General features: G+C 44.1%; 9 protein-coding genes. 7 read left to right on the forward strand and 2 right to left on the reverse strand.

Going from position 1 to position 14,169, the window contains the following annotated elements; translation table 11 throughout:
* Window positions 1-13: 13 nt before the first annotated feature.
* Window positions 14-1,306, reverse strand: coding sequence for an aminopeptidase P family protein (locus DZC72_RS04965; protein ID WP_125221761.1), 1,293 nt, complete (start codon window positions 1,304-1,306; stop codon window positions 14-16).
* Between the two features lie 150 nt (window positions 1,307-1,456).
* On the opposite strand from DZC72_RS04965, the gene DZC72_RS04970 reads away from it, so the two are divergent.
* The 4 genes from DZC72_RS04970 to DZC72_RS04985 all read left to right on the forward strand — a co-directional run bounded on the left by DZC72_RS04970 (window position 1,457) and on the right by DZC72_RS04985 (window position 9,582).
* Window positions 1,457-4,618 (forward strand): WD40/YVTN/BNR-like repeat-containing protein, encoded by a 3,162-nt coding sequence (locus DZC72_RS04970; protein WP_125221762.1) that lies wholly within the window; start codon window positions 1,457-1,459, stop codon window positions 4,616-4,618.
* Between the two features lie 22 nt (window positions 4,619-4,640).
* A complete protein-coding gene (locus DZC72_RS04975) occupies window positions 4,641-6,092 on the forward strand; it encodes a M20/M25/M40 family metallo-hydrolase (RefSeq protein ID WP_125221763.1) in 1,452 nt (483 codons plus the stop codon).
* Between the two features lie 188 nt (window positions 6,093-6,280).
* A complete protein-coding gene (locus DZC72_RS04980) occupies window positions 6,281-7,840 on the forward strand; it encodes a sulfatase family protein (RefSeq protein WP_125221764.1) in 1,560 nt (519 codons plus the stop codon).
* A gap of 5 nt (window positions 7,841-7,845) precedes the next feature.
* The gene (locus DZC72_RS04985; RefSeq protein WP_243641642.1) at window positions 7,846-9,582 is read left to right on the forward strand and encodes a M28 family peptidase; all 1,737 of its coding nucleotides are present in this window, start codon (window positions 7,846-7,848) and stop codon (window positions 9,580-9,582) included.
* On the opposite strand, the gene DZC72_RS04990 is transcribed toward DZC72_RS04985, so the two are convergent.
* Window positions 9,579-10,157, reverse strand: a complete 579-nt coding sequence (locus DZC72_RS04990; protein WP_125221766.1) for a peptidylprolyl isomerase — start codon at window positions 10,155-10,157, stop codon at window positions 9,579-9,581. The genes DZC72_RS04985 and DZC72_RS04990 overlap by 4 nt on opposite strands.
* 165 nt (window positions 10,158-10,322) lie before the next feature.
* On the opposite strand from DZC72_RS04990, the gene DZC72_RS04995 reads away from it, so the two are divergent.
* From DZC72_RS04995 to DZC72_RS05005, 3 genes are all read left to right on the forward strand, one after another.
* Window positions 10,323-13,208, forward strand: a complete 2,886-nt coding sequence (locus DZC72_RS04995; protein ID WP_125221767.1) for a beta propeller repeat protein — start codon at window positions 10,323-10,325, stop codon at window positions 13,206-13,208.
* A gap of 17 nt (window positions 13,209-13,225) precedes the next feature.
* Window positions 13,226-13,615, forward strand: coding sequence for a DUF2721 domain-containing protein (locus DZC72_RS05000; protein ID WP_125221768.1), 390 nt, complete (start codon window positions 13,226-13,228; stop codon window positions 13,613-13,615).
* A 106-nt stretch (window positions 13,616-13,721) separates the two neighbouring features.
* Window positions 13,722-14,150 carry a hypothetical protein gene (locus tag DZC72_RS05005; protein ID WP_125221769.1) on the forward strand — a complete coding sequence of 143 codons (429 nt, stop codon included), beginning with the start codon at window positions 13,722-13,724 and terminating at the stop codon, window positions 14,148-14,150.
* Window positions 14,151-14,169: the final 19 nt, after the last annotated feature.

The raw sequence follows: 14,169 nt of genomic DNA on the forward strand, positions 1-14,169 counted from the left end.
TTCCTTGATGATCTTAGGCATTCATCAAATCCTCAATTTCCTCTACTTCGATGGGAATATTACGCATAAGATTAAATGGTTCACCCTTCTCCCGAATCACCACATCGTCCTCCAAACGTATGCCCATCCTTTCATCGGGAATATAAATCCCCGGTTCTACAGTAAAGACCATGTTGGCCTTCATGGGTGTTTTTAGCTCCCCGTAGTCATGGGTATTCAACCCAATATGGTGACTGGTACCGTGCATAAAGTATTTCTTGTAGGCGGGCCACTCCGGATTTTCATTTTGAACATCGGCCTTGTCCAAAAGTCCGAGCCCCAATAATTCTGAGGTCATGAGTTTACCACATTCCTTATGGTATTCAGCCCACAGCGTTCCAGGTACCAACATTTTGGTCGCATCGTTCTTCACCCTTAGGACGGCGTTGTAGACTTCTCTTTGTCTTTTGGTGAATCGCCCGTTGACAGGAATGGTGCGGGTAAGGTCGCTGGAATAATTGGCATACTCGGCGGCTACATCCATCAATAGCATATCACCATCCTTACAGGGTTTGTTGTTTTCCAAATAATGCAGCACATTGGCATTATTCCCGGAAGCGATGATGGGCGGATAGGCGAATCCCTTGGAACGGTTCCGCACAAATTCGTGCAACAGTTCCGCCTCTACTTCATACTCCATGACGCCGGGCTTTACAAAGCCCAATAATCTTCTAAAACCTTTTTCGGTAATGTTACAGGCCATTTGCATGAGCTCCAGTTCCACCGGTTCCTTGACGCCTCTTATTTCTTGAAGTATCGGGTTGCTCTTGGTCACTTGATGGGCCGGAAATTTTTGTTGGCAGGCGAGAATAAATCGGTCTTCCCGGGTTTGGGTCTCTACCGCTTGCCTGTAATGCTCATTCGTATTGAAGTAAATGGTATCGGCCTCCGTCATCAAATCAAAGAATATTTTATCGAATTCCTTTAACCAATAAATGGTCTGTATCCCCGATACGTCGGTTGCTTGTTGCTTGGTCAACTTTGCACCTTCCCAAATGGCGATGTGCTCGTTGGTCTCACGTACGAACAGAATTTCCCGGTGTTTTTTGTCCATCGCATCCGGAAACAGCAACAAAATGGTTTCCTCTTGGTCGGCCCCGCTTAAATAGAAAATATCCCGGTGCTGTTCAAAGGGCATGACACTATCCGCACTTATAGGGTAAATGTCGTTGGAATTAAATACCGCAATACTTTTAGGGCGCATGCGGGCCATAAATTTCTCTCGGTTTTTTATAAATAGGGCGTTGGGAATTTGTTCGTATTTCATGAAGTCTATGATTTTGACATAAAATTAAGCATTAGCCACTGTTTTCTTAAGAAATGAACCACATATTTACCATAATTACACCCTTTTTAAAAGGCTATTTTAGACAACAATTGGCTAACTTGTACACCATACCAAAACAAACCAATTGTCATGAAAATCCGGTATTTATTGCTCGCATTACTTCTTTTAAACTTTGTTTCAATTTTTCCCCAAACCGATGCTGCTATTTTTGAGAACCTACGATTTCGTTTTATAGGACCAGAAGGCAACCGTACCATTGCCATGGCGGGGGTACCTAGAGATCCCATGACTACCTATATCGGTGCGGCATCGGGAGGATTGTGGAAAACTTCCGACGGCGGTATTAGCTGGGACCCCATTTTTGACGACCAAGATGTTTCTTCGATTGGCTCGGTGGCCATTACCCCAACAAATCCCGATATCGTTTGGGTGGGCACGGGTGAAACCTTTGTGATTAGGCCCGCCCATGCCATGGGCGATGGCATTTATAAATCCGAGGATGGTGGAAAAACATGGAAAAACATGGGCCTTGAGAAAACGGGGCGTATCGGTCGGGTCCTTGTGCATCCTACCAATCCAGACATTGTATATGCAGCTGCCCTTGGACATACCTACGGACCACAGCAGGAAAGGGGTGTATATAAAACTAAGGATGGTGGAAAGACCTGGAATCGAATCTTTTTTGTGGACGAGAACACAGGTGCAGCCGAACTGGCCATAGACCCAAAAAATCCAGACCGACTCCTAGTAGGTATGTGGTCCATACATATCAACACATGGGGCTTGAACAGCGGTGGTCCCGGAGGAGGTGTATACAGGACCTTGGATGGTGGGGATACTTGGGAGCCCTTGTCCAAAAATGGCCTGCCAGGAGGAAAAGAAAATCCCGTTGGTAAAACAGCCGTAGCCATTTCACATTTCAGCCCGAATATTGTGTATGCCCTTTTTGAAATAGAGAGTCCGGCTCTTTATCGCTCCGAAGACTTTGGGGAAACGTGGACACTGCAGACAAGAAACCACGATATTGCCGAACGTGCACCCTACTACACCCGGATGGCGGTTTCGACTTCTGACCCTAATGAACTCTATTTTGCCAGTGTTAAATTCAGCATTTCCAAGGATGGCGGCAAAACCATTGAAAGCGGTTACAGTGCCGGAGGCGATAACCATGATATCTGGGTGGACCCCACCAATGCGGACCGTCTCATGGTGGCCCATGATGGGGGTGCCAGTATCAGCATGAATCATGGAAAAACCTTTCAGCGGATCGTGCTTCCAATAGCTCAAATGTACCATGTAGCCGTTGATGATAAGATTCCATACAATGTCTATGGAAACCGTCAGGATGGCTATTCCTATATGGGGCCAAGTAACAGCAAACAGGGCTATATCCCTTTGGGCCTTTGGAAAGGTGTGGGCGGATGCGAAAGTGGCTTTGCACAGCCCGATCCTTTTGACAATGACATTGTTTGGTCCGGTTGTTATGATGGTGGATTACAACGTTATAATGTTAAAACAGGGCACGCCCGTGATGTACGGGTCTGGCCAGAGGCCGGGTACGGTTGGGAACCGGGAAAATTGAAATACCGTTGGCATTGGAATTTTCCCTTGGCCTTCTCTCCCCATACAAAACATAGGGTCTATGTGGGTAGCCAATATGTGCATAAAAGTGATGACGGCGGACAAAGTTGGCAAGTGATCAGTCCGGACCTTACCTTGAACGACAAAAGCCATCAACAAAATTCTGGGGGCATCGCCGTTGACAACCTCATGACCTTTGATGGGTCGGTTTTGTTCAGCATTGTGGAGTCAACATTGGAACCTGGCCTTATTTGGACCGGTAGCAATGACGGACAGGTACAGCTCACCAAAGATGGAGGAACCACTTGGACCAATGTAACCTCCAATATTCCTGACCTTCCCAAATGGGGCACCATTGCCAACATAGAAGCATCCCGATATAAAAAGGGAAGTGCCTACATCACGGTAGACTTGCATCAAATGGGGGACTTTGACCCTTATGTTTACAAAACAGAGGATTATGGGCAGACCTGGAAGTTAATAAGCGATACAGTGCCGAAATCTGTCCACAGCTTTGCCCATGTTATCAAGGAAGACCCCAAAAGGGAAGGAATGCTCTACTTGGGAGTTGATAACGGACTTTATATAAGCCATGATGATGGTGAACATTGGATGCGTTTGCGCAACAACCTACCACCTGCACCCGTGTATTGGTTGGAAATCCAAGAACGGTTTGATGATCTTGTGGTGGGCACGTATGGAAGAGGCTATTATATCATGGACAATATTTCCCCTTTACGGGAATACGATATGGATGCAAAGGATAAGGAGGCCCATCTTTTCAGTCTAAGACCGGTATATCGTTTCCAAGATGTTCAAAGCATCAAAACCGATGGTCCTAGCTTAAATTCCGGTACTAACCCTGCCTATGGTGCGGAAATCAATTACTTCTTAAAGGATAGTACCGATCAAAAAATCGAAATACAGATTTTGACCATGGAAGATGAAGTTGTCCGCACCTTGGAAGGAAAAAACAAACCAGGCGTCAATAGGGTCATGTGGAACCTACGCTATGAACCCACATATAAACCAAAACTTCAGACCTCCCCACCAGGAAGGCCATGGGTCCAGCTCAATGGTGAAGGATGGCGCCCCTTGGTCACTTGGGACCTTGATTTAATGCGTGGACAATACGGTCCCAAAGTAGTACCCGATAACTATAAGGTAAAACTGGTTATTGGCAACAAAGAATACATTAGGGAACTGGAGGTTTTAAAAGACCCGAGTACTGAAGGTAATCTCGAAGACATTCAAAAACAAGTAGCCTTTTCCTTGGAACTTCGCGATGCGATGAACTTGGCCGTAACCATGATCAATGATATTGAAGCGATACGGGCAGAGCTCAATGATATCATCCCAAAGTTAAGCCGCTCAGCGGACCGAAAAAAAGCCGAGGAACTACGCGCCATGGCCATTGCCATAGCTGGCAGCCTTTATGACATCCATCTGACAGGGGCCCGTGAAGATGCCTTTAGATCTCCCATAAAGCTTTATGGTAGGCTGAGTGCTTTGGCCAGTGACATCGGTGGGTTTGGTGCAGATTTTAAACCTACGGACCAACAACAGGAAGTGTATGCCATTTTTAATGAACGTCTTAAAGAGGTAGATGCCAAGTTTAAGAAATTCATAACCGTGGAAGTGGAGCAATTGAATTCCCGATTGAAACAAAGCGAACTACAAATACAACATACCCAAAAGATAAAATCATAAATTAAATTCAACTAGCAGACCTATGAAAAAACAACTCTTTATTGTTTTAACAGCCATTTTAGCCGTCTCTTGCGGCGAAACGAAAAAAGCAGAAACACAGGCAGAACTATTTGCCCGCATAGATTCCGAAATCAAGCAAAACGCAAAAGGCTACAGTACGTTAAAGGAAGCTTCCGAAACTATTGGTCACCGACTTACAGGTTCCGAAAACGGTGCCAAGGCAGAGGAATACACCTATAATAAGTTCAAGGAATATGGTTTTGAGGATGTGGAATATCAATCTTTTGAAGTAGAGGCTTGGTCCAGGGGAACCGTATCCGTCACTATAAATGAAGAACCTGTCAAGGCGGTGACGCTAGGACATTCACCCGTGGAAGCCATGGTATCGGGAGAAATCGTGGACATGGGCAACGGCCTAGAAGTAGATTATGCGGCAAAACCCGATGCCGTAAAGGACAAAATTGCCTTGGTGTATATTAGTATTTTGGAAGGAAGTCCGGAGGGATTGAGCAATCTGCACCGAAGTGAAAAAACTGCCTTAGCAATTAAATACGGTGCCAAGGGAATTATCATCATCAACCAAGTGGACAATGGGGTGCTATTAACTGGAACCGCCTCCGTAACCGGGGAACTGATTCCCATTCCGGCCGTTTGTATCGGCAAGGAAGATGGTATGGCCTTAAAAGAAACGCTGAAAGAAGGAACCGCGTCCGCCACAATTGAAATGACGAATAACAGCGACATGATCAGTGCCAGGAACGTGGTAGCTACCCTCCCGGGAAGTGAGTTACCCAATGAAATCATCGTCATTGGCGGCCATTTGGATTCGTGGGATTTGGCTACAGGTGCCATAGACAATGGCATTGGGTCCTTTGCTGTATTGGATATTGCTCGTGCGTTTAAGGCCAATAACCTTCAGCCAAAAAGAACGGTAAAATTCGTCATGTTTATGGGCGAAGAGCAGGGCCTTTTCGGTTCCAGACACATGGTGGCAGAAGCCCTGAAAGAAGGCACTATGGAACAAATAAAGTATATGATGAACTTGGACATGGCGGGCAATCCTATTGGTATGAATGCTGGCGGAAAGTTGGATAACGAAGCTTTTTTCACCGATTTAGGAGCTGCTATTCAACAACAGGACAGCATCTATAAAAATGAATTTTCAAACCGGTCTGGGCTGCATAGTGACCACCAGCCTTTTATGTTGGAAGGGGTACCCATTTTATCGGTTCATAGCAATTTGGACCGTTCCATCTATGGCTGCTATCATTCCGATTGCGACGATTTTGAATTGGTAAATGAGGAGCACATGACCAATACCTCCCGTTTCGGAACCATGATGTTATACGGCCTAGCCGATGCCGCAACGCTGCCGGCCACCAAAATGGACAGTGAGACCACCAAGGAGTTTATGATAAAAAACGACCTCAAGGAAAAACTGATTATTGGTGGGGATTGGAAATGGGAGGAGTAGCTTAGAATAAGCCAAAGTTCAATTTTCAAATTCAAATTCAATTCATCTGACCGCAGGGTATGAATGAAAAATATAAGATGACTTTTTGGATACACATCGGAATGATTGATGTGGATGTTACATGTGACCTATAAGACAAATAAATATAATCACATGAAAAAGGAGAACAAAAAACAAATCACCTAAGCATGAAAAATCGACAACTTCTTATAGTTGCAATTTTGGTAATGAGCCTTTTCTCCTGCAAAGACGATGCTGCCACCACCAGTGAAATGACGAGTGCCGATGATACAAAACCCAACATCGTTATCATTTATATGGATGATTTGGGCTTTGGTGAGCTCGGTGCCTACGGGGCTACGGAATTAAAAACCCCAAATATGGATGCATTGGCAAATGGCGGACTACGATTTACCAATGGCTATGCTACTTCGGCTACCTGTACGCCCAGTAGATATGCCTTGTTGACTGGTGTGTATCCTTGGAGAAATAAAAACGCCAAAATTCTTCCAGGTTCTGCCTCGTTGATTATTGACACAGCTCAAAATACTATTCCCAAACTATTGAAATCAAAAGGCTATGCTACGGGGATTATTGGAAAATGGCATTTGGGCTTGGGAGCAGGTGAAATCGATTGGAATACAAGAATTAGCCCCGGACCTAATGAAGTCGGTTTTGACTACAGTAATATTTTGGCCGCCACCCAAGATCGCGTCCCCACGGTGTATATAAAAAATGGTGAAGTGGTAAATCTCGACCCGAAAGACCCTATTGAAGTCAGTTATGAAAAGAATTTTGAGGGTGAACCTACAGGGTTGGACAATCCCGAAATGCTTAAAATGAAATGGCATCACGGACATAACAATAGTATTGTCAATGGTATTCCAAGAATAGGCTTTATGAAGGGCGGGCAAGCCGCGAAATGGGTCGATGAGGACATGGCCGATTATTTTTTGGCGGATGCCCAAGCCTACGTCAAACAAAATAAAGACCGACCTTTTTTCCTGTACTATGCCTTACAGCAGCCCCACGTCCCAAGAACACCACATCCAAGGTTCGTTGGAAAATCCGGAATGGGCCCAAGAGGAGATGTGATTTTGGAAGCGGATTGGGTCATCGGTGAATTTATGAAAACCCTTGAGATCGAAGGGTTGTTGAAAAATACCCTGATTGTTTTTTCAAGTGATAACGGTCCGGTGGTAAACGACGGCTATTATGATGATGCTGTAGAAAAATTGGGAGACCATAAACCTGCAGGTCCTTTAAGGGGCGGAAAATACAGTTTGTTCGAAGCCGGTACGCGTGTACCCTTTATTACCTATTGGAAAGGAGCAATCAATCCCGGTGTTTCCGAAGCGATGGTTTCCCAGTTGGATCTGTTTTCTTCCTTGGCCGCTTTGGCAGATAGTGATGCCACCACAAACGATAGTAAAAATATGTTGGATGTATTCTTGGGGAAAAGCAAGGACGGTCGCGAAGCCTTGGTCATTGAGGCGACCTCCAGAACGGCATTTCGAAAAGGGGAATGGGCATTGATTCCACCCTATAACGGAGCCGCCAGGAACGATTTGGTGAATATCGAATTGGGAAATGATACCGTATATCAATTGTACAATCTGAAGGAAGATATGGGCCAAAAAGAAAATCTGGCCCTTAGCCATCCGGATAAATTACAGGAAATGATACGGGAATACCACGCTATCGTTGAAGACCAACAAACCGAAAGCCCAGCACTTCGGTTAGAGTAAAAAAGATGATTAAAATCTATATGAACTATCAAAAAATACCGCAGGCCTTAGCCTTTATTATTTTTCTGTTATTTTCCTTCCTGGCGAATTCCCAAACTTCAGGAAAAGAAAGTGAACGTTATTTTGAAGTTATCAGACCCAAGTTTGATGGCCATCTGGCCTATAACACCACCGATTTTGTAGCCCAATATTGGAGGGTTCCAGGAAACACGGGATTTAACCAAAGTGTTGATTGGATTGCTACCGAACTGAAAAAAGCCGGCTACGTTTTGGAATCCGAAGCCCAGTCTACGGACCGACTCACCTATCGCATTGAATCCAGACCCATGGAAAGACCCACTTGGGAACCTGTTTCGGCACAATTGGATGTCGTGGGAGAAAGAAACCCGCTTTTGGTTTCTACAAAAAATAGGAACATGACCTACCTGAATTCCGTCTCCACACCCGTTGGCGGAATAACCTCAGAAGTCATTGCAATTAACTCCGATGATGATCTTGCTTCAATGGACCTAAAAAATAAAGTGGTCTTTATAGAGTCGGGCATCAGAAGTTTCTACAAACAACTTTTGGAAAACGGAGTTTTGGGTATCCTGTCCTATGATAATCCGGATTATCTACAACCCGAAAAAAATGTGACCTCAATACAGTTTAGAAGCCTACCCCCACAAACCGAAACCAAATTTTGGGGCATCGCCCTGTCCTTTGAAGCCAAGGAAAGACTTAAGGAAGCCTTAAAAAAGGGAAAAACAAGGGTCAAGGTCGATATCCAAACAAAAATATATGATGCAGACGAGCTTACGATAATTGCTAACATCAAAGGAAATGAAAAACCTTCCGAAAGATTAGTGTTCAGCGCCCATATCCAAGAACCTGGTGCCAATGATAACGCCAGCGGCGTTGGTGCCCAATTGGAAATGGCCGTTGTGGCGGCGCAACTACTTAAAGAGCAAAGTATTGACTTTAATCGGACCATGACTTTTCTCTGGGGTGATGAAATATCCTCCACCCATAGGTATATTCAAGAAAATAAAACAAGGGTTGAAGGCATAAAATGGGGCATCAGCCTAGACATGGTAGGCGAAAATACGGATATCACAGGAGGCTCCTTCTTAATAGAAAAAATGCCAGACCCCAGTGCAATATGGACGCGTGGTGATGACAAACACACGGAATGGGGAGGGGAGGTCCTTTCTCTAGAGGACATGAAACCCCATTACCTGAATGATTTTATCATCCACAATTTTAAAAAGCAAGGGGAATATGCAAATTGGGAGGTGAACACCAATCCCTTTGAAGGGGGAAGCGACCATACCCCGTTCCTCAACGCCAACATTCCAGGACTATTATTATGGCATTTTACGGATCAATTCTATCATACCGATAATGACAGAATTGACAAAGTCTCCCAAGAGACTTTAAAGAATGTGGGCACGGGGGCATTGGCCAGTGGACTTTATCTGGTCAATGCCAATACCAACACGGCGAATGAGGTGCTGGATATCGTTGAAAAAGCGGCATTGGAACGTTTGAAATCGGAATTCGAGCTGAGCAAGAAGGGTAAGCATCCCACGGAAGAAAAACCAATACTAACCGCATGGGAAGATTGGTACCTAAAAGCATTACAATCGGTATACGATTTAGAACCCGTACCTACAGAGGAATTAATGGAAAGAATTACAACTGCCCAACAAAAAGTGAAAGAAAAGACCAGGAACTATTTGGCAAAACTTGACGTACGTTAATCCAAATCAATGGCGAACTTCTTAAGATCTTTGGCGCTCATCTTCAAAATATTAACGTCCATAGTAATGGGTGTTAAAGGCTCGTCCAAACTATCAGTTTGCACATGGACCATGGCATCCACTACCTGCATGCCCTTGATTACCTCGCCATAAACCGTATAGTCACCATCCAAGCGATGTTCACCTTGCTTGTTCTGTACAATATAGAATTGGCAGCGTGCCGATAGTTTTTCCGGGTTTCCGTCCCTACCCGCACCAAAGGCACCGTACGTATGTGTCAATTTCTCATTGAATTCCGGGGCTAACAGATATTCAGGGTCATTGAAGCCCTCTGGCGTATCCGGGCAACCTGCCTGTGCCACAAAATTGGGAATGACCCTATTGAATGTAAGACTGTCCCAGTACCCGGCGTTCGCCAATTGAATAAAGCTTTTTTTGTGATTAGGAGTCTCGTCATGCAGCCATACCAAAATTTCACCTTGCGGGGTTATAATTTGGCCTACTTCATACTTTTTCAGGGACGAACATGCCGAAACAACAAGGTATAAAACAAAAACCAGGATACTTTTTTTCATTGGAGAAAATTTCAAACCTAAAACTACAAAAAAGGAGCCGACCTTCAATTACCCGATACTGTCCGTTTTGTGTTCATAAATAGACCCAGCTGGGAAGCTTAGAGTTTTTTTTGCCGCACCCCTAACTTATTGTTACCTTCCACCGTATATTTTCATTTTTTTATTATGAGACTTTTTTACATTATCACCTTGTTTTCTATAGGTCTAGGTTTTTCACAGGTACAACCCACCAAACCTGAGGAGGTGGCCCTTGATTTATCCGCCAAGACAACACTAGAGGAACAATCGATTTTTAAACATATTCCCTTAAAAAATATTGGCCCAACTGTCATGAGCGGAAGGGTGGCCGATCTAGAAGTCAATCCAGACGATCCCACAGAATTTTATGTGGGTTATGCCTCCGGTGGCGTGTGGCATACCAGAAACAATGGAACCACCTTCACCCCAATTATGGATAATGCGCCTAGCATCAATGTAGGGGATATAGGTATCCACTGGCCTTCCAGAACTATTTGGGTGGGTACGGGAGAGAACATTTCCTCTAGGTCATCCTATTCAGGCATTGGTTTATTAAAAACCACGGATAATGGAAAATCGTGGGAAAATATGGGCCTTGCCGATGCACACCATTTTGGGCGAATTCTTGTGCACCCCAATAACCCCAACGAAGTTGTGGTGGGAATTACCGGCCACCTCTATTCCCCCAACGAAGAACGAGGTATGTACAAAACTACCGATGGCGGAAAGACGTGGCAAAAGACCCTTTATATCAACAATACAACGGGAATCATTGATGTGGCCCACGCGCCGAACAATTTCTCCATACAGTATGCGGCTGCTTGGGAAAAGGATAGAAAGGCCTGGGATTTTGTGGGGAGCGGAAATGCATCGGGCATTTATAAAAGTACGGACGGCGGTAGTTCTTGGAAAAAGATAGCTGGTTGGGGAAGCGGGTTTCCAACGGGAGAAGGCGTTGGTCGGATAGGGTTCGCCGTATTCGATGAACAAACGGTATATGCCGTGCATGACAATCAGTTTCGGCGCCCAAAAACTACAAAAGAAGAAGATAAAACCTCTGGCCTTACAAGAAAGGACTTTACGAATATGACCGTATCCGAGTTTCAAGAACTGAAAAATACCGAATTAGATTCCTTTCTAAAAAAGAACCGTTTTCCCAAAAAATATACGGCCAAAACCATTAAGGAAATGGTTCTAAAAAAAGAGATACAACCCTCCGATGTGGCCCGATATCTTGGAGAAGGGGATTCTGATGAACCGGACATGCCAGTTATTGGTGCCGAGGTATATCGCAGCGATGACGGAGGCCAATCTTGGACAAAACAGAACGAAGATTACATTGATAACCTGTTTTATAGTTATGGTTATGTATTTGCCCAAGTGCGAGTGAATGCCAGTAATAAGGACAAAATCTATCTTCTTGGCGTTCCCATTATCAAATCCGATGATGCGGGGAAAACTTATACCTCCATCCAAAGGGAAAATGTACATGTGGACCATCATTCCCTTTGGGTGAATCCAAAACGGCCAGGGCATCTTATCAACGGTAATGATGGTGGTTTAAATATTTCCTATGATGATGGGGCAAATTGGACAAAGCAAAATTCCGAATCCGTAGGAACTTTTTTTGCCGTAAACATTGATTATCAAGAACCCTACAACGTTTACGGTGGTCTCCAGGACAACGGGGTCTGGATGGGTCCAAATAATGCCAAGATGGACTTTGAATGGCAGCAGACAGGCCATCACCCATGGAAGGGAATTGCTGGTGGGGACGGAATGCAGATACAAATAGATCGTAGAAACCCACAAATCGTTTATACCGGCTCACAATTTGGGTACTATTCGCGATTGGACCTTGGAAAAGACACTCGCACCTTTATTAGGCCAACCCATCAATTGGGGGAATCACCTTATCGGTTCAATTGGGAGTCCCCAATTCTATTATCGTCACATAATCAGGACATCCTGTATTTTGGAACCAACAAATTTATGCGGTCCATGGACCAAGGCGATACATGGGAAGCTATCTCCCCAGACCTCACTTCAGGTGGAAAAAAAGGAAACGTACCCTATGGAACAATTACTACCATATCAGAATCTCCTTTTCAATTTGGACTACTTTACGCGGGTACCGATGATGGACACATACAAGTATCCAAAAATGGAGGTAGTACTTGGGAGGATATCGGAGAGAACATCAACCTAGCATCCGTTACTGGTGGCATCAGTACAAATGTGGGACAACCTTTTTGGGTAGCACATGTAGTGGCTTCCCGGCATACAAAGGAACGGGTATACGCTGCGCTGAGTGGTTACCGCTACGACGACTTTACAACGTATATATTCATGAGCAATGATTATGGAAAGTCTTGGCGGTCCATTGCTGCCAACATACCGGATTCCCCTGTAAATGTGATTATTGAGGATACCGAAAATGAAAATTTACTTTTTGTGGGTACCGATAATGGCCTGTACGCCTCATTGAACCAAGGGAATACTTGGGAGGCTTTTCAAAACGGCATGCCCAATGTAGCCGTACATGATCTTGTGATACAGCCCGAAGCAAAAGAATTGATAGTGGCCACGCATGGTAGGGGAATCTACAAAGCAGATATCACACCTTTGCAGTCCATGACCCCGTTTATTCTAAATCAAAAAATACATGTATTTCCCCTAGAAAACATAGAATATTCAAGCCGATGGGGCAATGCACGAAGCGAATGGCAAAAACCCAATACACCCGGACTTGATATTGTATGCTATGCTTCAACACCTGGTATGATTAAAGCTAAAGTCTTTTCGGAAGATGGGATTGTTGTAAGCCAAACCGAAACAAACGCCGACAAAGGAATTAATATCCTCTCTTTTGATGTGGCCTTTTCCAAAGAGGGAAAAAACAATTATTTACAAAAACATAAAACTAAGCTGGAAGAGGCTAAAGATGGTAAAACCTATTTACCTAAAGGTACGTATGGGGTAGAAATTTCAGGCAATGGAAAAACAGAAAAAAGTACCTTTAAAATTGAATAAAAAATAGTGCGTACAAAATGGAACTAACCCTAGGAATACCTGCTTTATTGTTTCCAGCCATTTCATTGACCATGCTTGCCTACAATGCCCGATACCTGGCCATTGCCGCCCTAATACGCCAGCTCCACCAAAAATTTGAGGAAACAGGATCAAAATCTGTAGGGCTACAGGTAAAGAAGCTTCAAAAGCGGCTCACCATTATTAAAAACATGCAGGCTACCGCTATTTTCAGCTTTTTGCTTGCCGTCATTACTATGTCCCTGATTTACGTACAGCTCACTTTTTGGGCCAATCTCATCTTTGGGATAAGTTTATTGGCACTTATGATTTCCTTGATACTTTCCTTTATCGAGGTGCAACTTTCTACCAAAGCCTTAGAGATTCAACTTAAGAACATGGAAAACTGAGCGGATTATTTTGTATACCATATTGACCTGAGTTTTTAACAGTGTTTTACCCGAAAAAGATAAATAACTCCTATATTTATAAGGAGTTAGCCAACAGTATCACCATATGAAACGCGTAAAGGATATACCTTACTTCAAAAACATACGAGAGGTAAGGGAATTTGAATTTGGGGTTTTTTATTATTTCGATGGTCTGGTTATATCCGAAATAAATGAAGGAGTTGTTTTTGACTGGAATATGGCCAAGAGGGCGGTAGCGGCCGCCAAAGAAATTTTCGGGGAAGAAAAACCTATTGCCTATATATCCAATCGTATCAACAGCTATACGGTGGTTCCCACGGAATGGTTAAAATTTTACAAGAACAGACATCAGTTGTCCTATTACAGTGTGGTGGGTTCCACACAAGGTAGTTTTGCGAGCATCGTTTTGGAGAAAATGTTCTTCAAGGAATCACTACGGCAATTCAATGATTTGGAAGCCGCCGTTGCGTGGAGTTTGGACCGAATCAAAGAGAAAAAGGAGACTTTGTCCTAAAATCCAATAAAAAAGGCCT

Origin of the sequence: Maribacter algicola, assembly GCF_003933245.1 — a bacterium.
In the GTDB taxonomy this organism is placed as follows: domain Bacteria; phylum Bacteroidota; class Bacteroidia; order Flavobacteriales; family Flavobacteriaceae; genus Maribacter; species Maribacter algicola.